We start from the raw sequence: 20,974 nt of genomic DNA on the forward strand, positions 1-20,974 counted from the left end.
TGGCAACCGCATCAAGCAACGGTGCTGCCATGAGTATTTTTAGTTGCCAGACACAAATTTAATCGTGTCTTTTACAGTATGGGTAAGTATTGTGAGCTAGTATAGTTTTAAACCGAGTCTTAGCCAATTGGCTGAATCGTATTATTTTTCCGTCAGTAAGGTACTGCAGCATGAAGCATGACGATAATTCAATCAAACCGACAGAAAATGTAGCTACGGCTGATAATAAAAATTTAATGCACATTGCACAATATATAAAAACTGGACAGTCAGGTCACAAAAGATCAATCCCTCCTTTGGAGCAATGGCATCCAAAGCATTGTGGAGCAATGGATTTGCTGGTCAAAGCCAATGGAGAATGGTGGCACGAAGGTCAATTGATCAAACGTCAGGCATTGGTTGATCTGTTTTCTAGTGTGTTATGGAAAGAGCAGGGCAAGTTTTATTTAAAAACCCCAGTGGAACAAATTGAAATCCAGGTAGAAGATGAGCCTTTGTTCATCAATCAGGTTGATGTGGTCGAAATCGGACAGCAAAATTATATTCAACTTATCACTACACATCAGGATATTGTGATTGTTGATGCCGAGCATCCTATTTTTATGCGTGAATATGCAGGTGAGCTGCGTCCTTATGTGCATGTGCGTTTTGGTATTAATGCCCTGATTCAGCGTGCGGCTTTTTTACATTTGGTGGAATTGGGCGAGCTGAGTGAAAATGCGCAGGGCGAAACGATTTTATCGTTGAAAAGTGGTGATTTGCACTTGCATTTAAGCAGCTGAGGTTTAAGCTTTATTCATCCCATTTTGTATTGCTGAATCTCTTGCTATGACAGCCATTCATCCTGTTTCTCCCTTAAATCAAGCCATGCCAAAAGCACAAGCCAGTGCGCCAATTGGTATTTTTGATTCGGGCATAGGAGGCTTGTCAGTTGCCATTGAAATTGCAGAATATTTGCCCAATGAGCGCATCCTTTATTATGCCGATACTGCACATGTGCCGTATGGCCCACGTGATGATCAAAATATTCGAGAACTCACTGCAGCTGCAATCGAATGGTTATATCGACAAGGTTGTAAAGTTGCGGTCGTGGCGTGTAATACTGCTTCTGCTTTTAGTCTAGATTATCTGCGCGATCATTACGGCGAAGATTTTCCCATTATTGGTTTAGTGCCTGCTTTAAAGCCTGCCGTATTAAATAGCCAAAGCAAAACTGTGGCTGTACTTGCGACGCCTGCGACTTTTCGCGGACAACTTATTAAAGATGTGATGCAGCGTTTTGCGATTCCTGCTCAAGTGCAAGTCTTGAATGTCACCAATCTAGATTTAGTGCCTTTTGTTGAGCAAGGGGCGCAAATGAGTGAGGCATGTTTAAGTTCCTTACAGCAGAGTTTGCAACCTGTGGTCGATCAGGGCGCGGACTATTTGGTGCTCGGTTGTACCCATTATCCTTTCCTAAAACCTGCGATTGAGTCCATTTTTGGTCAGAAACTGACATTAATTGACTCAGGAATTGCCGTTGCGCGTCAAACTTCCCGCATTTTAATTAAAAATGAGTTATTATTTGAACAAAGTTTGGCAGATACTTTACAAATTGCGTGTTATGTCAGCGGGAACAATGCAGAACAATTAAAGCCCGTGTTGCAGCATCTTATTCCAGGCAATATTTCTTGGAGTATCGCAAATGTGAGTACTGTGGACTGACTTTAAGATAATTTTTTTATGATTGGGGAAAGGCATTACAAGTAGACGGTGACCGACTTGTAATGGCAATAGGAGAGGGGAAACCAATGCTCGATAAGCGCTATCAGGTCTTTATCTCGACGTCTGGGGCAGATATGCAGCCAGAACGAGTGATCTTGGCACAAACATTGGTGGGAATGGGTTTTTTTTCGTGGGGTTTAGAACAACGTACCCCACTCAGCACTGCATTTGCACGCCGTCAAATTGATGATTGTGATTATGTGGTGATTCTATTGGGCAGCCAGTACGGTGAGCAATCGGTGTCGGGCGTGGGGTATATGCATTTAGAGTATATTTATGCAGTCACCAAGCAAAAGCCGATCATTGTATTTATGCACGAAGACCCAGATTCACGTGATTCATCTTTACATGATGAAAAACCTGAATTGCGTGAAAAATTCAAAGAGTTCCGTAAATTATTACAACAAGAAGTCGATCAGGTGTTTAGCTACCGCACTCTGCGTGATTTAGAGCTTGCTGTCCGCTTTAATATGTCGCAAATGCTAGAACGTTATCCGACTTCTGGTTGGGTGCGCCCGCAAAATACACAAGCTTTGCATGATGAAATTGAACGTTTAAAAAGTAAGTTACGTCAGCTGGAAACCGATGTGGGACAGCGCGAAGCAGACCCGTTTCTAAGCGTATCTAAAGTGTCGATGAATGAATCATATCGTTTTGAATATCGCATGCATGCCTATCAGGATGGTAACTTTAGAGAGCTGAAAGTTGAGCGAAGTTTAAGTTGGGCGCAGTTGTTGGCAATTTTAGGCAATACTTTTATTCATCCAACCCCTGAAGAATATTTTTCGAAACGCATGAATGAATATTTGAATGAAACTGGTTTGGAGGATGCACGTCGGATCATGCCACGTGCGCATGCAGTTGCACGTGCCCAAATCAATATTCGGGCCTTGCATCAGATTAAAATGCAAATGCGTCAAAATGACTGGATTGTGCAGGCGGGGCGTGATGATCGTCAGCGGATGTTGTGGCAAACCACGGCAAAAGCGCAAAAACTTTTAGAGAGCAATTTGCTAGATACCGATCGGGTTTATTCATTTAAAACACCGTATTAATCTCTCAATACAGAGTGAAAAAACTGTTAAAGTAGTCGGGCTCAATCATCAGACACGAGGGCTGAATGTTGTCTACAGCAAAACCCAAAGTAACCGTTCTTTTAGCCAATTTAGGTACGCCTGATGAACCGACTGCAGCAGCGGTTCGCCGTTTTTTAAAGCAGTTTTTATCCGATCAACGGGTGATTGAAATTCCAAAACCGATTTGGCAAATCATTTTGAACTTATTCATTTTGCCATTTCGTCCTAAGCGTGTTGCACATGCTTATGCCATGGTCTGGCAGCAAGATTCACCGATGCGGGAAATTTTGTTGCAACAGGTTGATGCTTTAAAACAGCAGTTATTGCCGCTATATCCTGAGTTTGAATTGAATATTCTACCGGTAATGACCTATGGCAATCCGGGTATTCAACAGGCTTTGGCAGCTTTGAGTCAAAATCCTCAAGATCACGTGATTTTGTTCCCTTTATTTCCACAATATTCGGCAACTTCGACTGCACCTTTATATGATGCCGTTGCCAAATGGGTGCCACAGCAGCGTAATTTGCCGGGCTTATCCATCATTCGTGATTATTATCAGCATCCTTTATACATTCAGGCGTTGGCGCAAAGTGTGCGTGAATTTCAAGCCGAGCATGGTGTGGCAGAAAAATTATTGATGTCGTTTCATGGCATTCCACAACCCTATGCTGATAAGGGCGACCCTTATGCCGAGCGTTGTCGGATCACGGCCAAATTGCTTGCCGATGCTTTAAATTTAAATGATGATCAGTGGGCAATTAGCTTCCAGTCACGTTTTGGCAAACAAGAATGGGTCAAACCCTATACCGATGTCTTACTTGAAGAATGGGGACAGCAGGGCGTGAAGTCGGTGCAAATTATGAGTCCTGCTTTTTCTGCAGATTGTTTGGAAACGCTAGAAGAATTGGCAATTCAAAACGCAGAATTGTTTTTACAAGCAGGTGGCAAAGAATATGCCTATATTCCTGCACTGAATACCCGTGCCGATCATTTGGATTTGCTCAAACATTTACTTCAAGCTAATCTTGATGCTGTAAAGCTTAACCTAAGCCATTAACTTTTGAGGTTCGCCACCATGTTGCAAGTCAAAATTGTTCCCGTCACCGCTTTTCAGCAAAACTGCTCGATTGTGTGGGATGCAGAAAGCAAAGAAGCAATTTTGATTGATGCAGGCGGTGAGCCTGAAAAGCTGAAAGCCGAAGTTGAAGCGTTGGGTTTAACGGTGAAAGCTTTGTGGCTCACTCATGGACATTTAGACCATGCGGGGGCTGTTGGTGCGTTGCAACATTACTGGAATGTTCCTGTGATTGGTCCACAGAAAGAAGATGCTTTTTGGTTAGATCAGTTGCAAGAAGTATCTGCGCGTTATGGTTTTCCTATCCCTGAAAAAGTCACTGTGAGCCAGTGGCTAGACGGTGGTGAAGTGCTACAACTCGGTGAAGAAAGTTTTGAAGTGCGCTATGCCCCAGGACATACTCCAGGTCATGTGATGTTCTATAACGCTAAATATGGCATTTTGTGGACGGGTGATGTGCTGTTTAAGGGTTCTATTGGTCGTACAGATTTTCCGCGTGGTAATCATCAACAATTATTAGATTCAATTCAGCGCGAGTGTTTTAGTTTGCCTGATGACACCCAGTTTATTTCGGGGCATGGGCCAATCAGCACCATTGGTTTTGAAAAACAGCATAACCCGTTTGTAGCAGGGCAAGCAGGTTAAAAGCAGTGTGTATTTATGCTTTAAGAAAAAGTCAGCAGTCGCTGACTTTTTTATTTGCGAAAGGGATTATTCAGCATTTGTTTGCTTTCAATTGCAAACAGCATTGTGAAAATTGTCAGTAAGATGCCTATGCACAGCATGAGTAAATCATGCGCGTACAGTCCAAAGCCTAAACTGCTGGTAGAGAGTAAAATACACAGCATTACAATTCCTTTTAACATGATTTCCATGGTGAAATGTTCCTAGGTTATTTTTTGCTTTCTTTATTGTTATGTGCAGTGACGGAGTCACGAATAGTGCAAAGTATAACCTGTGCTAATTCTGCTGAAAGCAATTATAGAACAACTAAATTTTGAATAATTTTTCTAAAAATGTGAAAAATTCCATGAAACTGTGTGTAGTTTTAGGCAATATTTGGCGTGGAAATTTATTGCTTATTCCTCAGAGTTTTCTGCTTGCGGAGCATCTTGGGTGGGTAAACGATACTCGTCATTTGCCCATGCGCCTAAATCAATGAGCTTGCAACGCTCAGAACAAAAAGGACGAAATGGATTGTTTTCCCATTGCGAAGGTTCACCACAACGAGGGCAAGGAAAAGTGCGTGGCATGATCAACTCCAAATGAAAAATGCAGGATTGGATTAGGCAAATAGCACCTGACTTGATAGACTTGTGCCGAATTTTGTAAGTTTGATCTGATTATGCCAATTCGTCAATTTCAAGCCCAGCGTATGCATGCCCCTCGTGATTTTCAAGCCATTGCCAATGAATCGATTTGTGTTGAAATTGGTGCGGGAAAAGGCAAGCATGCTTTATTATTTAGTGGGCAACATCCCGATAAAAAATTAATTGCGATTGAGCGTACCCGCGAAAAATTTGTAGCGATGCAAAAACAGCATCAACTTGAAGGTCAGCACAACTTACAAATTGTGCATGCCGATGCCATTCCATGGATTGTGCATGCTTTATTTCCTGCTCAAGTTGAGCAATTCTTTATTTTATATCCGAATCCAGAACCACATAATGCCACCCAGCGTTGGTTGAATATGCCATTTTTTGAGTTTTTATTGTCGCGTTTAAAAGCAGGCGGCAGTATTACTTTGGTAAGTAATATTCCTGAATATATTGCAGAAGCACAGCAACAGCTGATTGAAGTGTGGAAATTGCCATTTATTCAGCAGGATGTTCCAGTAGATTCAGCACGCACTCATTTTGAAATCAAATATTTAGCACGTGGTGAGCGTTGTCAGGAACTGCTGATCAGCAAACCTGCGGCTTATACAACCCGTTTTGATGATTTTCAGCCTTTGCAAGGACAGCAGCCGACTTTAACACCTGCTGCAGTTGAGGCGAAAGTTTCTGCAGACTCAAGTGCAACAACTGAGTAAACAGGCATGAAACAGCGCATTGCAATTATAGGAGCAGGGCCAGCAGGGCTAATGGCTGCCGAAGTGCTGAGTCAGTATGCCTATGATGTGCATGTCTATGAGCAGAAACCTTCAGCGGCACGTAAGTTTTTGATGGCAGGTAAAACGGGGCTGAATATTTCACATGCCGAACCGATTGCACAATTTATTCAGCGTTATGATCAGGTGGAATGGTTGGCGCCGTGGATTCAACAATGGGATGCGGCTTGGATTCAAAACTGGATGCAGGGTTTAGGTATTCAGTCTTATGTAGGTTCATCGGGGCGAATTTTTCCACAAGAAATGAAAGCCGCACCTTTGCTACGCGCATGGTTAAAACGCTTGGTTGATGCAGGCGTGCAGTTTCATTATCGGCATCAGGTATGTGATTTAAAGAACAATCAACTCAGTATTCAAAATCTAAGTACAGCGCAAGTTGAACAACAGCAGTTTGCCGCTATTGTGATGGCATGTGGAGCAGTGTCGTGGTCGAAATTAGGTAGTGATGGTGCATGGCAGCGTTGGTTATCTGCCAATGAAATTCAGCCTTTTCAAGCCAGTAATGCAGGGGTGGAATGTCACTGGTCTAACTATATGCAGCCAGTTTTTGGACAACCTTTAAAACGTGTGCAAGCATGGGTGAAAGGCGCTGAAGCGAGCATGGGCGATATTGTGATTAGCCATTATGGTTTGGAAAGTGGCTTAATTTATAAGCAAGGGCGAGCATTGCGACAGTTGCAGCACGCTCAACAACCGCTGCAGTTACAACTCGATTTGCTACCCGATTTAACCGTTGAGCAACTCTACCAAAAGTTGCAACCTTCCAAAAAACAGTCTGTAAGCAATATTTGGCGTAAGGCAGGTTTGGATGCCGTGAAGTCTGCAGTCGTGCGTGAGTTGGTGGATAAAGCCCTTTGGCAGCAACCTATGCAATTGGCGCAGCAGATTAAAAATTTAACGGTGCCTTTAAAGGGTTTTCGTCCTATTGAAGAAGCAATTAGCTGTGCGGGCGGAGTCAAACGTGAGGTTTTATCTGCACAATTGCAGTTAAATTCCAATCCACACGTTTTTCTCTGTGGTGAAATGCTGGATTGGGATGCGCCAACGGGCGGCTATTTGCTGACAGCCTGTTTTGCTACAGGACGCGCTGCCGCTGAAGGAGTGCATCAGTATTTACAGCAGCGTCCGTAAAACACGTTATTCATCAAGTTGTGGATATTGCCCACGCCAATGTTCTAGTTGTTGCTGCGCCTGTAGCAAGTCTGCTAAGCCTTGCTGACGTTGTTCTTTACTGACAGGATAAGGTGCAGAAGTTGTATTTTGAGTTGCTAGATATTGCGCTTGCTGTTCCCAATAATGACTCATTAGGCCTTGAATATAACGCCCTTGCGGTGTCTTTAAATCCAGTTCTTTGAGCATACTCAAGGCAGATTGAATGTTGTCCTGCAGGCGATTTTGTGCAAATGCAGCATCGAGTTGTTGGCTTTCATGCAAGCGTTCTAACTCATCTTCCAAATCATTGCTCATTTGGTCATGGCGTTGTTCATAATCCATCAGCAATTGAATATCATGCGGGTCATCCGCAGTCATTTCAAAGGGCTGAATCGCGGCTTGCTCGACCTGAGTTTGCATGATTTGATCTTCAGGGCTGAGTTTGTCTGCATGTTCTACTTTGCTGCGCTCGCAAGCGCTGAGGGAGAACGCCAAAAAAATTGTTAAGGGAGCAATCGCGTGTTTAAAGGTTATTTGCATTTATTTGCTCCCTCTCATTCAACTTTTTGATAGACATACAAATGTGTGCAATAGGGAAATTCAATTTCATCTTGCACATGCTTATTCGTATATTCTAATACTAATTGTTCAAATTGTGTTTTGAGTTGTTGTTGCTGTTCAGTTGGCATTGCAGCAATGAAACTGGTCGAAAGCAAACGCTTAGATACCACTTGTTCGACTGTACCAACATGCGTGTGATGAAATTTCTGCTCGTGAGTAAGTTGGAATAAATCTGTATCGGCAAATACCTGACGCCAGTCCTGATTGTGAAAACGCGGTGTATCGCCCTCAAAAGGCAAAATCATCTTTGCCAGTGCATTGACCCAATTGACTGAAATATCACGTTGATTCCAAATTAACAGCAAATGACCTTGCGGTTTTAAGATTCGGTGAATTTCCTTTAAACTTTGCAGATTGGCAAACCAATGAAAAGATTGCGCACAGCTCACCAAATCTGCATATTGATCGTGCAGTGGTAATTGCTCACTTCGTGCTTGAATTGTCTTAACTTGTGGGTAAAGTTGTTCTAATTCGGCTAACATGCTGGCAATCGGATCTACCGCTATAAGCTGAGTTGTCAGTTTGAGCAAATGTGGCAGGAACTTTCCTGTGCCAGAACCCAAGTCTACAATATTGCTATTAAGTGGAACTTGGAGCTGATCTTGCAGGAAAACATCGACTTCTTGCGGGTAACTGGGGCGAACTTGTTGATATAGGTTTGCCCCTAAAGCAAAGCCTTGTTGTGCGGCAGGATGTAGAGATTGTGTCATATTTTGCGATTTTTAATCTGCTGTGCATCTATAAAATAACATATTCACTTTTGGACTTGCGTACAGGGTATTCAAGTTTAAAGTAACGGTTTAATTCAGCGCCTTGGCGCCGGTGTGGGAATGGACAAACACATAATTTTTGAAGACGGACATATCCGCGCTATTTTCATGAAAGGCTCATCTCAGGAGCTGATTTTTTCTTTTGGCGATTTAATTACACGGGCCAAAGGAACGTCTATTAATGCCGAAAAATCACTGGAAAAGTTTCATTTTAATGTGATTGGGGTCATGCCTAAGGAAAAATCATGGTTTCCTGAAGCTTCTATGCGCGCCATGTTGGCAGCCATTCAAGACCTGATTGCCTCGTTTAAAATTCGAGTGGGCTATGGCGGCTCAATGGGCGGCTATGCAGCAATTAAATATTCCAATTTGCTGGATTTAAACCGTATTGTGGCTTTGGTGCCGCAGTATTCAATTGACCCTGAAGATATTCACGACCCACGCTATAACATGTTTTATCATGCAGACTTAAATGCCAATATGCGCATTCAAGCGCAAGATGTATCGGCACAGCGTGAATATATTGTGGTCTATGACCAATATTATGCTGAAGATCGTGGGCATTATTTAAAAATTCAGCCTTTAATTCCGCATTTACATACCTTACATTTGCCATTTACAGGGCATGATGCAATTGCGATTTTAGCCAACTCTGAATTACTGAATGACTTTTTAACCCATCCTTTTGATGCGCCGTTCTTTTACCAAAAAATTCGCAAGGTGAAAAAGAACAGCAAGTTTTACTATCGTAAAGTGATTGAAAATGTCTTGCCGAATCATCGTTGGTCTTTAGGTCGTATTTTAAAATACAATAACTTACAGCTAGACAGTAACTTTTTTGATGCCAAGTTAAAACAAAACCTGATTCGCTCTTTGCTTAGTAATAAACAGGTCGATCAGCACGATTTAAACAAACTTGGCTTACAAATTCAGTTGCCGTATGAAAATCGTAATGTCTTGCTCGACCATTTTGGTCATGGTTTGGTATTTAACATCATCAGCCAAAAAATTGAGAGCTATGCCGCACATGCGATTGCTTTGAACCATAAATTCCTGATTCCGATTTATGTAAAGGGCAGTGGTTTGGTGCAAATTTATCTGAATGATGAACGCTATTTAATTAGTATGAATGATCGTCATGTCATGAAACTATGCAAGGAACAAGATGCACTTGCTGCAGGCATGCACCCACTAATATTGAAAAAATATAGCGACTATTTTGTGTTGAGCTATAAAGATTTGAACCTGAGCAGTGATGAGTTTGGCGGCAACGACTTTGTGGAAGATTTGCCAGATACTGCCAAATTTACCCTAGAACTGGAACAGTAAGCTGCAAAGTTTGATCCATGATTTAGATGGTTTAAATTTTAGACACTTGTATTGTTTTGCCATTGGGCTAAGATGATCTTAAAACATGCTTTTGTTGATCATTCCAAGGGTAGTATGTATGACCAAGTTGTTGATGCCTGCTGTGCTTGTTTTGCTGTCCAGTTTCATTTTATCTGCGACTTTATTTGCAGATGCGCCTGAGCCGAAGGCTTATCTATTTTTTACTTTAGGTTTGTTGGTTTTGTTGGGATTAGGCACTTATGTATTTCGACAAATTCAAAAATCGATACGCTATCACATGAATAAGCCTGCAGATTAAATGCAGGCTTTTTTATTTGCGCTGAGTTGTTTTTGTGCTTTTCTAGTAACCAATAAATCAGAAAAAATTATAGCTTGATCACTTTAATTTCTTCTTCAGACTCTGTACTTGGCGCAGCCTGCGTCTGTGCTTCCTGAGTAGGTGCGGCAGTGGTGGCTGCAGGGGCAACAGTCTGTGAAGGCACACTTAATGGTGCTTGATAGATAGGCACGGCATGATCACTTTGTCCAGTAATCACTTCTTTGGTTTCCTGAATTTTAGTATTTACATTGTTGGCTAGTTGCTGCCCAGTATGCTTGGCTTGAGCGGCACCCTGACTGCCCAATTGTTTGGCATTGTCTAAAGCTTGATGTGCGGATGGGCGAATTTTTTCAATGCCTTTTTCTGTGACTTCGCCAACTTTTTGTGCAGCTTGAATCACACCTTCCTGAGTTTTATATGCCCAAACATGTAAAAGGTTTGGGTTGTCTGCATAAGGTTGAATTGGTTTATTGCTTTGAGTTTGCGCATCACTATTTTGTGCCCACACAGAAGCACTGCTGAGTATTAGTCCAATACAAATGCTGATATTGATCTTTTTCATTGTGCTGTGCCTCTTTGGATGTCGAATTCTGTTCGATGAAAGGTTTTGAATAGAATGTACTGCATTGTATAAAGCCTAGATGATCTGCAGTGTTTATTTTTCATAAGTATGATGTGTTTTTAGGTGAAATTTAAAGTGTTTAAAATCATAGCAGCATTGCAAGCTTAAAGAAAAAGACCCACATAAAATTGTGGGTCTTGTTACTCTGGAGAGTTTTTAAGGCAGGGCAACAATGGCTACACTGCTTTTGTCATCTTAGTTTGAATTATCAAGAGATGCTGCATATATATTGAAAGTCCAACAATCTTGCTACATCAAGATACATTCAAAGCTGTTTTTAGCTTAGTTGCATTGTGCAAGCGCATCTTTATGAAAATGGTTGCGTAGGGTAATAAAGTTTTTTTGCACGGTTGCATCATGTAAGTCAAAGTTAGTTGCTGTGCTGGTTCCATCTTGTGCAAATGTTGCAGAACCAGCTGAAATTAATGCATTGCCTTTAAATGCCCATTGTTCAATAGAACGACCTGCTTGCAGTGTGCCTGTAAATTCGATCACGCATTTATCAATAAATTTTGTGAGTTTGGCGCTGTTATTGACAGTGTCTGGGTAAACTTCAATATTTTTCACTTCTTGTAAAACACCTGCTGTGAGCTGTGGAATGACAGGTGCAGAAGTACACGCACTAAGAGAAAGGCAAGTTAAACCCGATAAAATGAGTGTTTTAAGTTTCATAAGCTTGTTTTCTTGTTGAGCGTTGTTAGGTTGAGTATAGGGAATCTGAAGTGAAATGCCTACAGATTAATGATTCCAATCTTGTGAACGAATACGTCCAGTTTGATAGTAGATAGAAACCAACTCTATAAAGTTTTTAAAATCCAAGTTTTCAGTCAAAATTCGATTTATTGATTGCCAATCCACCTCTGAACGTCGTCGAGCTGGCAAAAGGATTTCACTTTCTGTTGGATTTTCTGGGTTGAGTAAAATTACACCTATACCATGTAAAGCTGAAAGCATACGCAGTTCTTCTTCAACTTCATTTGTTGAAATAGAGGTTGCTACTAGGTAGCCCTCATTTGCCCAACTGGAATTACTGACTGCTTGGAAAAAGCTACTTCGGATATTTGAGCCTGTTAATTCTTTTTTTACTTCAAATGACCATAAACGCACATTTTGTCCAGAACCATGTTTAACACAAGTTCTTATTAATTCATGCCATTTTTTATCAATGGGTTGCATCGCAACAATATCGGGGTGTAACCATTGATTGCCGTTTTGACCACGATTATTGGATGATTTCTTTTCGTCGATTCTCAAGCTGAAAAGTTGTAGTTCTTTTGATAAATATTCAATTAGTACAGGATATAAATCATATTCTGAAAGGATTTTAGTGGTGAGTGTTGAAATAACTTCTTGTTGGTCATCGAAATCAGCAGGTTCATTTTGAGTATCTATTTTTAAACTGTTCGATATGATATTAGGATCATACCAATATAAGCGTGGTCGCGGTTTGTCTTGTAATTGTATGAGGGGTTCAGCTTTTAAAATAGCATTTTTATGAGCGCCAATTTCAGCGACAATTTGATTAATCAATTCAGCATCCGTACTAAAACGAGGGTTATTGCGTTTTTCTAAGTAATCTTGAGGGTATAAGTTTAGGATTGCTTCTGCAATTTTACGTGCTGTAAACTTTTGATTAGGATTTGATTTTAAAAATGCTACGATTTTTTGTGGTTGTGATAATTTTATTTTCATCAATATGTAAAAACCCCACTATCAAAATAGCGGGGTTTCTTTTAATTTACAAGTAATTAAGATTTTAGTGCTGCAATACACTTACATCCGCAACACGTGTAAACAAATCACGTAACTGCGCAAGTAAACGTAAGCGGTTGGCTTTCAACTCTGCATCATCTGCCATCACCATGACACTGTCAAAGAAAGCATCAATAGGCGCACGCAATGCAGCCAATTGAGAGAGTGCGGTGGTGTAGTCTTTTGCTGCCAATAATGGCTCCACCACAGGTGTGATTTTCGCAAGTTCCGCGAATAATGCTTTTTCTGCATCTTCCACCAAGTTAGCTTCAATGACGCTTCCTTCAGGTGCGGTTTCTTTGGCTAAAATGTTGGCAACACGCTTGTTTGCAGCAGCCAATGCAGCCGCTTCAGGCAAGGCACGGAAGTGATTTACCGCATTCACACGTTTATCAAAATCTAGTGGAGATTTTGGTGATAAAGCTTGAACGGCTTGAATCACATCTACTGCAACGCCTTGGTCTTCATATTTCGCACGGTAACGACCTTCAAGGAATGCAACAGCATCTGCCAAAGTCTTGTCGTGATCTTTTAATACATCGCCATAAGCAGCCAATGCCAGCTTGATCAGGTCTTCGATAGATACATCAAGTTCATTTTCAGTCACTAGACGCAGGATACCAATGGCAGAACGACGTAGCGCAAATGGGTCTTTAGAACCTGTAGGTGCCTGACCAATACCGAAAATACCAGTTAAAGTATCTAGACGATCCGCAAGGGCAATCGTTGTACCCGTTTTGGTTTTAGGCAGAACATCACCCGCGAATTTAGGTAAATATTGCTCACCTAAAGCTTCTGCAACTTCGTCATTTTCACCTTCAAGACGTGCGTAGTAAGTACCCGCGATGCCTTGAAGTTCTGGGAATTCACCTACTAACTCAGAAGTTAAGTCGCATTTTGCAAGCAGGGCAGCTTTTTCAGCATCTTCAGCTTTTGCACCCGTAATCGGAGCAAGTGCGACAGCCAGTTTAGCAATACGTTCAGACTTGTTCCACAAAGTACCCAGTTGTGCCTGGAATACCATGTTGGCCAGTTTCTCTTTACGAGAAGCTAATGGCTGTTTCTGGTCTTGCAGGAAGAAGAACTCAGCATCTGACAGACGTGGACGAACCACTTTCTCATTACCTTCAATAATTTGAGTCGGATCTTTAGACTCAATGTTTGAAACGGTAATGAAGTAAGGCTGTAATTTGTTTTCAGCATTCACCAGACAGAAATACTTCTGGTTATCCTGCATGGTAGTGATCAGGGCTTCTTGAGGAACGGCAAGGAAGCGTTCTTCGAAGCTGGCACGTAGTGCAACAGGCCATTCTACCAATGCAGTCACTTCATCCCGTAGGTCACTAGGCACAATCGCAATTGCATTGACTTCATCTGCCAACGCTTTTACTTGTTGGTCGATAATTCCTTGACGTTCTTCAAAAGACGCAATGACTTTAGCCGCACGTAACGCATCTAAATAGTCATTGGCGTGTTGTAGTCTGATTGCTTCAGGTGCATGGAAACGATGTCCATAAGTGACATTACCTGCCTGATGGTCTTGAATCGTTGCTTCAATTACTTGATGATCTTTAAGTAAAACGACCCATTTTACTGGGCGCACAAATTCAGTACGGCTTGCAGCAGAACGCATACGTTTTGCAATTGGCAGGTTGTCCAATGCTGTTTGTAAAATGTGTGGCAATAACGCATCAAGGCTTTGACCTTTCACGTCTTTTAAGTAGCACACTTTTTCAACTTTACCTGCTTGGAATGTAGAGACTTGATCTACCGTAATGCCTTGACCGCGCATAAAGCCTTCAAGGGCTTTGGTTGGTTTGCCTTCGGCATCGTAAGCAGCTTGAACAGCAGGGCCGTCAAAGCGTTTTTGTGTGTCTGCTTGTGCGGCATCGACATTAGCAATTTTAAGTGCCAAGCGACGTGGTGCTGCATAGGCTTCAATTGCATCAAAAGCCAAGCCTGCATCTTTCAAACCTTTTTCAGTTTCTGCAAGTAGTGCATCACGTAAGGTTTTTAAGCTTTTCGGTGGGAGTTCTTCGCAACCGAGTTCAAATAAAACTGTATGTTTAGACATTATTTGCTTTCCTCAGTATTTTGCGCTTTGGCTTCCGCTTCAACCTGTGCTTTTAATTGTGCTAAGACTTCATCGCGTAAATGCGGTTCAGCCATTGGGAAGCCTAATTTTGCACGTGCAGCCACATAACTTTGTGCAATAGAACGTGCCAAAGTACGAACACGTAAAATATAACGCTGACGTTCAGTCACAGAAATTGCACCGCGCGCATCCAACAGGTTAAAGCAGTGAGATGCTTTAATCACTTGCTCATAAGCAGGTAATGGTAATTCTGCTGCAATTAAACGGCTTGCTTCTACTTCATAGAAGTCAAACAGTTCAAACATTTTATCAACAGGCGCATATTCAAAGTTATAGGTCGATTGTTCAACTTCGTTTTGATGGAACACATCGCCATACGTCACAGTACCAAACTGTCCTTTAGTCCAAACCAAGTCGTAAACTGAGTCTACACCTTGCAGGTACATTGCCAAACGCTCAAGACCATAAGTGATTTCGCCTGTTACAGGGTAGCATTCAACTCCACCCACTTGCTGGAAGTAAGTGAATTGCGTCACTTCCATACCGTTTAACCATACTTCCCAACCTAGGCCCCACGCGCCAAGTGTTGGAGATTCCCAGTTATCTTCCACAAAGCGAATGTCATGCACCAATGGGTCAATTCCAATCGCTTTTAAAGAATCTAAATACAACTGCTGGATGTTGTCTGGGTTTGGTTTCAGCACCACCTGAAATTGATAGTAGTGTTGTAAGCGGTTCGGGTTTTCGCCATAACGACCATCTTTAGGGCGGCGAGATGGTTGTACATACGCCGCGTTCCATGTTTCTGGACCTAAAGCACGTAGGAAAGTGGCAGTGTGGAATGTCCCTGCACCCATTTCCATATCGTAAGGTTGTAAAACGACGCAGCCCTGCTCCGCCCAGTAGTTTTGTAAGGCAAGAATTAAGCCTTGAAAGGTATCAATATGCGATATGGCGCGACTCATGGTCATCCACTTAAAATTAGAGAAAAATTGTGCTCAATTATAAGGATTTTGCGGGGTGCTGGCAAAGGTTAAAGCACAACTAGCGGTTGGTTGTTTGGGGTTTTACAAATTCACTGATAAATGAAAGATATAAAACAAATACATCATTACTAAATGATTGCCTTATAATCTTGTCCAATTGTCACCACTGGATTGCCTGCCCGTGTTTCATTCACAACTTGATTGGCTGAATACGCTGAAACCCAATTTTAAAGTATTGCCGTTAAAAGAACGCCTACTTTGTGGTTTGGGCGCATTATTGGGTTTGGCATTATCTTCCCTGATCAGTTGGTGGGTGTTGGGCGATATTAACGCATGGTATATCGCGCCAATGGGTGCATCTTCGGTATTGTTGTTTGCTGTGCCTGCCAGTCCTTTGGCGCAGCCGTGGAATATTGTAGTTGGGAACAGTATTGCAGCAATTATGGGCGTGAGCTGTGCTTTATATATTCCAAATTTAACCGAAGCCTTTAGTGTGGCTGTGGCTTTATCTATTTTCTTGATGATGACGACCGATTCGCTGCATCCACCGAGTGGAGCAGTGGCCATTACCGCAGTGCTTGGCGGAGATGCCGTGCGTGAGCTGGGTTATCACTTTATTTTTTATCCTGTGCTGCTTAATTCAGTTTTGCTGATGATGATTGCAATCGTATTTAACCGCATGATTGGCAAGCCTTATCCTCAAACGCCACAGTTGAATCAACGTACCCAAGACCCAACGCCTACTCAAAAAGCCACTATTCAGCCGCAAGATATTCAAGATGTTTTAGATGCACAAACCCAGTTGCTAGATATTAGTGAATACGACTTACAAAAAATCATTTTAGAAGCGCAACACAAAGCCAGTGAACGACAAACTCAAGCACTGACTTGTGCAGATATTATGAGTAAAGATGTGGTTAGTTTGCAGCAAGATGAGGATATTCACAGTGCTTTAGAAAAATTCAAACACATGAATTTAATGAGTTTACCAGTCATTGATACTGAACAACATTTGGTGGGAACTTTGGCGCTGTATGAAGTGGTGGAATGGTTTAAACACGCAACAGATTTTCCGTATAGCTGGAAACATCAGGTGAAACATATCATGTTGCGCCAAGTGGTCACGGTGCAACCGCAACAAAGTATTCAAGACCTTGTGCCGTACTTTGTCGAGCGTTCTTTTAACTATATTCCTGTGGTAGAACAGCAGCGTTTGGTGGGGATTATTAGCCGTGCCGACATGATTGCCGTCTTGAATCAACAGCTTGCTGTAAAGACGAATTGATTGACTCACATTGTCGATGCGAATTCAACACGCTTCAATTCTGAAAACACTGAACTGTTATGACACTCTGAATATGGTGCAGGTTGAAAGGCAAAAAAAAGCTACGATGCTTGGGGGAGCAATCGTAGCGAAAAAGAAGAAAGTTGTGTGAATAGGGTGGTGTCTACGAGTGAATCGGTAAACGATTCAAGCCTATGAATCTTTAAATATGGTCAGTCTTTCAAATTTCAATACCGTTTATCGGTCTTGATCAGGATTGACTGTGCGCACAGGTCTTGTGTAGCCCTGAGTATAGTTTGCTGTATTCGACTGGTTTTGTTTAGGAATCACCAACCACAACACCAAATACACCAAAATGCCAGGAAAGGCAGCGCTCATCACGGAAACAATCACAAAAATTAAGCGCAGTAAATTTGCGTTCCAACCAAAACGTTCAGCAATACCACCCATAACCCCAGCAATCATATTTGAGCGGTTTGAGCGATATAAACCAACATTGGCCATCTAATTCTCCTTGAGAGATCTAAAATTCAAAATAAATACCCGCTGATGTTTAGCTTCGCAGCACATCATCTGTATATAGAATAAAAATGGTGATGCACTTGGGTTTTTTAAAGGGCGGTGGCAAAGCAATTAGTAAAGTTATGTAACTTTTAGTGTTGCTTAAACCAGCATCCACCTAAAATATCGTAAAGAAGCGATGGGCAGAGTAAGCGCTTGACCACAAAGGATTGAGGAAAAGCATGGCTTACATTGAGTTGCCTATTCGGTGGTTTGAATAGGACTGAACATTCAGTCTAATCACTCTATATGAGGGATAGTGTGTCGGCTAAATCAAATATTTGCGCAGTTTCTATATGGAGTGCAGTGGCATTGCTTGGATGCGATGATTCACAACTTGAGCAAGCTGCCGTGCAAAAATATACAGAACAGGCAGAAACTAAAAGACTGACTGAAGTAGCAGGGCAGGCAACCGCACCCATGCAAACGGCTGCAACAGAACATCATATTCCCGAAAATCATCTGACTTATGTGGGACGCTATACTATTCAGATTAGCTGTGAAGATAAGTTTGTTATGTGCGAAAGCGGAAAAGTCGATTATATTCTGACCTTATTGCCTGATGGGACAGCGCATCGTATTTTTGTCAATGCGGGGCAAATCAGTTACGACAATAAAAAAAAATACCGCAAAGATTTATGGTTCTATGATGAAGACGCGCATCAAATTGTGGTGGCACGCGCCTCTGGGGTGAACTTTTACTATAATGTTGATCAAGACCATAATTTAATTATGGATAAAAACAAAATTGCGATTGCAACAGAAAATAATCGTGAATACTTTAAAAGCAATCCCTTACCTTCGCAAAACTATCATTTAATCAGAGCAAGTTAATTATTCGCTCATTCAATTCTTAGCCCATTCGTGAAAAACTTTTGGGCTTTTGTTTTTTTTACATCAAGTTTTTATTTGGGATGTGTAAAGTATGATTTATCAATGATGGCACATCGTCTACAACTGAATTGAGCAAGGTGTAGTGGATAAAAGTGTTAGTCAAACAGGGCAGAATACGGGAATTCTATAGTAAATTACGAAACTGCACGATCCACAGAACAGTGCTGTGATGACTGGTAATTTAAAGATTTTTTAGAAGGAATGGTGGGTCGTCCGCGATTCGAACGCGGGACCAACGGATTAAAAGTCCGCTGCTCTACCGACTGAGCTAACGACCCAGAGGAGTAAAAATGACGATGATCATTTTTAAAGTATCAACCTTGAAGAAGATGGTGGGTCGTCCGCGATTCGAACGCGGGACCAACGGATTAAAAGTCCGCTGCTCTACCGACTGAGCTAACGACCCATCTAAGGTTGATCAAGGAAATGGTGGGTCGTCCGCGATTCGAACGCGGGACCAACGGATTAAAAGTCCGCTGCTCTACCGACTGAGCTAACGACCCTGAACCAGCAATCAAGCAGGCTTGATTGTGAAGTGCAAGAAAAACCAGAGGGTTTTAAGCACCACTTCGTTTGATGGAGCGTATTGTAGCAAGATATGAAGCGAGCGCAAGTAAAAAATAAAAAAGTTGCCTATGTTTGATTATAAATGCAACAAATTTGTCGTATCTAATCAAAAAATAGGCAACATAGTGGCTTAGAAGCGATATTGATACTGTTGAATATTGTCGTAAATTTCTTGGGTCAGCTCGCAATAAGCAGATTGGTTTGGCAATAACACCAGAATTTTTTCATCACACTGTTTTAAATCAAAACCTTGAGTTTTCAGGGTGTTCTTCTGATATTTAAATGTACCTGTGGTTTGCATTTGCTTTTGAATGCGTAAAAAAACGGGTACTGCATAAGCGGGCATTGCTTTTTTAAACTCCACCAGCATTTGACGCAAGTCTTGTTCATCTAACTGGCAGCCTTCGTTTAAGGTAATCGCAGCCATACCTGCACGACCATTGGTATGTGGGATTTCAACGCCATACACGACAGCTTCAGCAATTTTTTCATAGTCACTGACAATGTTTTCTACTTCTGTGGTGGATACGTTCTCACCTTTCCAGCGGAAGGTATCACCTAAACGATCAACAAACTGGGCGTGACGGAAGCCAATGTCGCGGACTAAATCGCCCGTGTTAAAATAGGCATCGCCTTGTTTAAACACGTTTTGCATCATCACCGCCTTGTTTTTTTCAGGGTCGGTGTAGCCATCAAACGGTGAGCGACGGGTGATTTTTCCAATCAATAAGCCGACTTCGCCTTTTTTGACTTTCATGCATTTGCCTTTGGCATCGCGTACGGGTTCATTTTTTTCTTTATCAAACTGAATGACCGCATAAGGTGTCGGTGAAAAACCAACCGTGTTGTCAAAGTTAAACACATTGCTAAAGCCGACGTTGCCTTCGCTAGACGCATACAGTTCCAGAATTTCCTGAACGCCAAAGCGTGTTTTGAATTTGCTCCAAATATTAGGACGCATGCCATTGCCAATCATTTTGGTCACACGATGCCCACGCTCTAAATCAGAAGCAGGCGCATCCATTAAATAACGGCACAATTCGCCCACATAGCCAATCGCAGAGGCATTGAATTTGTGTACATCTTGCCAGAAGCATGAAGTGGAGTATTTTCTACGGATGGCAAAGGTGGCACTGCCTGCAATTACGCCACACCAGCACACCACAATACCTGTGGCATGGTACAGCGGCAGAGTGCAGTACATCACATCATCCTGATTTAAACCCAAGACATGACCATAGGTACCATAAGCCAACGTCCAACGGCTATTGGTGAAAATCACCGCTTTAGGCAAGCCTGTTGTACCTGAGGTATAGATATAAAACAGCCCATCTTTGCCCTGTACCGACTGTGTGGTGGCAGGATTAAAGCTTGGGAATGATGCAATGCATTGCGCTAAATTTTGAAAACCTTCAGGCGCAGTGCCGGCATCGGTACGGGTATTTTGATCTGCAAACCAATACAGACGATTTTCTGCAAGCTCAAGTTCTTGGCGAATATCGGCAACGGCTTGACGACATTCTTCCCCCACAATCACGGCAATTGGTTTGACTAAATTGATGCTGTGCGCCAAAACTTTGGCAACTTGTGCGGTATTGACCAAAGCCACGGTAACGCCAATTTTTGCTAAGCCAATGACACTGGCAATTAATTCAGGGCGATTTTCCAACATCACCGCAATGACATCACCTTTACGTGCACCTATGCTTAAATAGTAATGGGCAATTTGGTTGGCCCAAGCATTGAGCTGTAAATAGCTGTACTGCTGATCTTCAAACACTAGTGCACAGCCATGCGGGTTACGATGCACGGCTTTTTCAAATGCTAGACCTAAGCCTGCAGGCGTGTTGGGTGTGCGTAAATAGGCTTGCTTTAACCCTGTGATCAGGTGAGGCACTTTAGTCATAAACTGCGGAATTTTTGCCGCAACATCCGTTAAGCCAATTAAATCGCTTTTTGTCATCTGGTTCATAA

General features: G+C 42.1%; 22 protein-coding genes and 3 tRNA genes. 11 read left to right on the top strand and 14 right to left on the bottom strand.

All coding sequences use genetic code 11. The features are described 5' to 3' along the window. Positions 1-170 precede the first annotated feature (170 nt). The 5 genes from ACEO2X_RS03435 (at position 171) to ACEO2X_RS03455 (ending at position 4,561) form a co-directional block, all read left to right on the top strand. A complete protein-coding gene (locus tag ACEO2X_RS03435; RefSeq protein WP_004975967.1) occupies positions 171-782 on the top strand; it encodes a DUF1285 domain-containing protein in 612 nt (203 codons plus the stop codon). A 46-nt stretch (positions 783-828) separates the two neighbouring features. Beyond that, positions 829-1,704: a glutamate racemase gene (murI, locus tag ACEO2X_RS03440; RefSeq protein ID WP_004975969.1), complete on the top strand. Its 876-nt coding sequence runs from the start codon at positions 829-831 to the stop codon at positions 1,702-1,704. Positions 1,705-1,790: 86 nt separating this feature from the next. Further along, positions 1,791-2,819: a DUF4062 domain-containing protein gene (locus ACEO2X_RS03445; RefSeq protein ID WP_096901324.1), complete on the top strand. Its 1,029-nt coding sequence runs from the start codon at positions 1,791-1,793 to the stop codon at positions 2,817-2,819. A 65-nt stretch (positions 2,820-2,884) separates the two neighbouring features. Continuing rightward, positions 2,885-3,898 (top strand): ferrochelatase, encoded by a 1,014-nt coding sequence (hemH, locus tag ACEO2X_RS03450; protein ID WP_104852985.1) that lies wholly within the window; start codon positions 2,885-2,887, stop codon positions 3,896-3,898. An 18-nt stretch (positions 3,899-3,916) separates the two neighbouring features. After that, on the top strand, positions 3,917-4,561 hold the full coding sequence (locus ACEO2X_RS03455) for an MBL fold metallo-hydrolase (RefSeq protein WP_104852986.1): 645 nt from the start codon (positions 3,917-3,919) through the stop codon (positions 4,559-4,561). A gap of 50 nt (positions 4,562-4,611) precedes the next feature. On the opposite strand, the gene ACEO2X_RS03460 is transcribed toward ACEO2X_RS03455, so the two are convergent. Beyond that, a complete protein-coding gene (locus ACEO2X_RS03460; RefSeq protein ID WP_004975984.1) occupies positions 4,612-4,791 on the bottom strand; it encodes a hypothetical protein in 180 nt (59 codons plus the stop codon). Between the two features lie 204 nt (positions 4,792-4,995). Then, positions 4,996-5,169: a DNA gyrase inhibitor YacG gene (locus ACEO2X_RS03465; RefSeq protein ID WP_004975985.1), complete on the bottom strand. Its 174-nt coding sequence runs from the start codon at positions 5,167-5,169 to the stop codon at positions 4,996-4,998. A gap of 86 nt (positions 5,170-5,255) precedes the next feature. On the opposite strand from ACEO2X_RS03465, the gene ACEO2X_RS03470 reads away from it, so the two are divergent. Continuing rightward, positions 5,256-5,948, top strand: coding sequence for a tRNA (guanine-N(7)-)-methyltransferase (locus ACEO2X_RS03470; RefSeq protein WP_228291856.1), 693 nt, complete (start codon positions 5,256-5,258; stop codon positions 5,946-5,948). Between the two features lie 6 nt (positions 5,949-5,954). Then, positions 5,955-7,157 carry a TIGR03862 family flavoprotein gene (locus ACEO2X_RS03475; protein WP_180187216.1) on the top strand — a complete coding sequence of 401 codons (1,203 nt, stop codon included), beginning with the start codon at positions 5,955-5,957 and terminating at the stop codon, positions 7,155-7,157. 6 nt (positions 7,158-7,163) lie between these two features. Here ACEO2X_RS03475 and ACEO2X_RS03480 read toward each other — a convergent pair whose 3' ends face one another. Further along, complete coding sequence (locus tag ACEO2X_RS03480) at positions 7,164-7,718, bottom strand: hypothetical protein (protein ID WP_096901318.1); 555 nt, start codon at positions 7,716-7,718, stop codon at positions 7,164-7,166. Between the two features lie 14 nt (positions 7,719-7,732). Continuing rightward, positions 7,733-8,509 (bottom strand): class I SAM-dependent methyltransferase, encoded by a 777-nt coding sequence (locus ACEO2X_RS03485; RefSeq protein ID WP_371971084.1) that lies wholly within the window; start codon positions 8,507-8,509, stop codon positions 7,733-7,735. Positions 8,510-8,629: 120 nt separating this feature from the next. Between ACEO2X_RS03485 and ACEO2X_RS03490 the strand changes: the two genes are divergently transcribed. Further along, positions 8,630-9,898 (top strand): hypothetical protein, encoded by a 1,269-nt coding sequence (locus ACEO2X_RS03490; RefSeq protein WP_371971085.1) that lies wholly within the window; start codon positions 8,630-8,632, stop codon positions 9,896-9,898. Between the two features lie 118 nt (positions 9,899-10,016). Further along, the gene (locus ACEO2X_RS03495) at positions 10,017-10,217 is read left to right on the top strand and encodes a hypothetical protein (RefSeq protein WP_371971086.1); all 201 of its coding nucleotides are present in this window, start codon (positions 10,017-10,019) and stop codon (positions 10,215-10,217) included. 67 nt (positions 10,218-10,284) lie between these two features. On the opposite strand, the gene ACEO2X_RS03500 is transcribed toward ACEO2X_RS03495, so the two are convergent. The 5 genes from ACEO2X_RS03500 to glyQ all read right to left on the bottom strand — a co-directional run bounded on the left by ACEO2X_RS03500 (position 10,285) and on the right by glyQ (position 15,672). After that, entirely contained in the window at positions 10,285-10,800 is a 516-nt protein-coding gene (locus ACEO2X_RS03500; protein WP_323712671.1) for a hypothetical protein, read from the bottom strand. A 342-nt stretch (positions 10,801-11,142) separates the two neighbouring features. Next, positions 11,143-11,532 (bottom strand): hypothetical protein, encoded by a 390-nt coding sequence (locus tag ACEO2X_RS03505; protein WP_096901314.1) that lies wholly within the window; start codon positions 11,530-11,532, stop codon positions 11,143-11,145. Positions 11,533-11,598: 66 nt separating this feature from the next. Continuing rightward, on the bottom strand, positions 11,599-12,552 hold the full coding sequence (locus tag ACEO2X_RS03510) for a COG2958 family protein (protein ID WP_371971087.1): 954 nt from the start codon (positions 12,550-12,552) through the stop codon (positions 11,599-11,601). A 64-nt stretch (positions 12,553-12,616) separates the two neighbouring features. After that, positions 12,617-14,686 (bottom strand): glycine--tRNA ligase subunit beta, encoded by a 2,070-nt coding sequence (gene glyS / locus ACEO2X_RS03515; RefSeq protein WP_371971088.1) that lies wholly within the window; start codon positions 14,684-14,686, stop codon positions 12,617-12,619. Continuing rightward, positions 14,686-15,672: a glycine--tRNA ligase subunit alpha gene (gene glyQ / locus ACEO2X_RS03520; RefSeq protein ID WP_019836027.1), complete on the bottom strand. Its 987-nt coding sequence runs from the start codon at positions 15,670-15,672 to the stop codon at positions 14,686-14,688. The genes glyS and glyQ overlap by 1 nt, the downstream gene beginning before the upstream one ends. Before the next feature lie 202 nt (positions 15,673-15,874). Between glyQ and ACEO2X_RS03525 the strand changes: the two genes are divergently transcribed. Further along, positions 15,875-16,978, top strand: coding sequence for an HPP family protein (locus tag ACEO2X_RS03525; protein ID WP_371971089.1), 1,104 nt, complete (start codon positions 15,875-15,877; stop codon positions 16,976-16,978). Between the two features lie 237 nt (positions 16,979-17,215). Here the strand turns inward: ACEO2X_RS03525 and ACEO2X_RS03530 are convergent, their stop codons facing one another. Continuing rightward, positions 17,216-17,482, bottom strand: a complete 267-nt coding sequence (locus ACEO2X_RS03530) for a PspC domain-containing protein (RefSeq protein ID WP_004976022.1) — start codon at positions 17,480-17,482, stop codon at positions 17,216-17,218. A gap of 363 nt (positions 17,483-17,845) precedes the next feature. Here ACEO2X_RS03530 and ACEO2X_RS03535 point away from each other — a divergent pair, with 363 nt between their 5' ends. After that, entirely contained in the window at positions 17,846-18,373 is a 528-nt protein-coding gene (locus ACEO2X_RS03535; RefSeq protein WP_228153766.1) for a hypothetical protein, read from the top strand. Between the two features lie 262 nt (positions 18,374-18,635). Here ACEO2X_RS03535 and ACEO2X_RS03540 read toward each other — a convergent pair. The 4 genes from ACEO2X_RS03540 to ACEO2X_RS03555 all read right to left on the bottom strand — a co-directional run bounded on the left by ACEO2X_RS03540 (position 18,636) and on the right by ACEO2X_RS03555 (position 20,972). Next, positions 18,636-18,711: transfer RNA gene (locus ACEO2X_RS03540), tRNA-Lys, on the bottom strand. A gap of 52 nt (positions 18,712-18,763) precedes the next feature. Further along, positions 18,764-18,839, bottom strand: a tRNA-Lys gene (locus ACEO2X_RS03545). Positions 18,840-18,860: 21 nt separating this feature from the next. Beyond that, positions 18,861-18,936, bottom strand: a tRNA-Lys gene (locus ACEO2X_RS03550). A 194-nt stretch (positions 18,937-19,130) separates the two neighbouring features. After that, entirely contained in the window at positions 19,131-20,972 is a 1,842-nt protein-coding gene (locus tag ACEO2X_RS03555; protein WP_179997397.1) for a long-chain-acyl-CoA synthetase, read from the bottom strand. Positions 20,973-20,974: the final 2 nt, after the last annotated feature.

Origin of the sequence: Acinetobacter sp. AL9, from assembly GCF_041464035.1 — a bacterium.
GTDB classification, from domain to species: Bacteria; Pseudomonadota; Gammaproteobacteria; order Pseudomonadales; family Moraxellaceae; genus Acinetobacter; species Acinetobacter towneri.

Bases quoted from the DNA above. Each gene is read 5' to 3' on its own strand.
- ACEO2X_RS03435 (WP_004975967.1), top strand. From the start codon at position 171: ATGAAGCATGACGATAATTCAATCAAACCGACAGAAAATGTAGCTACG.
- murI (WP_004975969.1), top strand. From the start codon at position 829: ATGACAGCCATTCATCCTGTTTCTCCCTTAAATCAAGCCATGCCAAAA.
- ACEO2X_RS03445 (WP_096901324.1), top strand. From the start codon at position 1,791: ATGCTCGATAAGCGCTATCAGGTCTTTATCTCGACGTCTGGGGCAGAT.
- hemH (WP_104852985.1), top strand. From the start codon at position 2,885: ATGTTGTCTACAGCAAAACCCAAAGTAACCGTTCTTTTAGCCAATTTA.
- ACEO2X_RS03455 (WP_104852986.1), top strand. From the start codon at position 3,917: ATGTTGCAAGTCAAAATTGTTCCCGTCACCGCTTTTCAGCAAAACTGC.
- ACEO2X_RS03460 (WP_004975984.1), bottom strand. From the start codon at position 4,791: ATGGAAATCATGTTAAAAGGAATTGTAATGCTGTGTATTTTACTCTCT.
- ACEO2X_RS03465 (WP_004975985.1), bottom strand. From the start codon at position 5,169: ATGCCACGCACTTTTCCTTGCCCTCGTTGTGGTGAACCTTCGCAATGG.
- ACEO2X_RS03475 (WP_180187216.1), top strand. From the start codon at position 5,955: ATGAAACAGCGCATTGCAATTATAGGAGCAGGGCCAGCAGGGCTAATG.
- ACEO2X_RS03480 (WP_096901318.1), bottom strand. From the start codon at position 7,718: ATGCAAATAACCTTTAAACACGCGATTGCTCCCTTAACAATTTTTTTG.
- ACEO2X_RS03485 (WP_371971084.1), bottom strand. From the start codon at position 8,509: ATGACACAATCTCTACATCCTGCCGCACAACAAGGCTTTGCTTTAGGG.
- ACEO2X_RS03490 (WP_371971085.1), top strand. From the start codon at position 8,630: ATGGACAAACACATAATTTTTGAAGACGGACATATCCGCGCTATTTTC.
- ACEO2X_RS03495 (WP_371971086.1), top strand. From the start codon at position 10,017: ATGACCAAGTTGTTGATGCCTGCTGTGCTTGTTTTGCTGTCCAGTTTC.
- ACEO2X_RS03500 (WP_323712671.1), bottom strand. From the start codon at position 10,800: ATGAAAAAGATCAATATCAGCATTTGTATTGGACTAATACTCAGCAGT.
- ACEO2X_RS03505 (WP_096901314.1), bottom strand. From the start codon at position 11,532: ATGAAACTTAAAACACTCATTTTATCGGGTTTAACTTGCCTTTCTCTT.
- ACEO2X_RS03510 (WP_371971087.1), bottom strand. From the start codon at position 12,552: ATGAAAATAAAATTATCACAACCACAAAAAATCGTAGCATTTTTAAAA.
- glyS (WP_371971088.1), bottom strand. From the start codon at position 14,686: ATGTCTAAACATACAGTTTTATTTGAACTCGGTTGCGAAGAACTCCCA.
- glyQ (WP_019836027.1), bottom strand. From the start codon at position 15,672: ATGAGTCGCGCCATATCGCATATTGATACCTTTCAAGGCTTAATTCTT.
- ACEO2X_RS03530 (WP_004976022.1), bottom strand. From the start codon at position 17,482: ATGGCCAATGTTGGTTTATATCGCTCAAACCGCTCAAATATGATTGCT.
- ACEO2X_RS03555 (WP_179997397.1), bottom strand. From the start codon at position 20,972: ATGAACCAGATGACAAAAAGCGATTTAATTGGCTTAACGGATGTTGCG.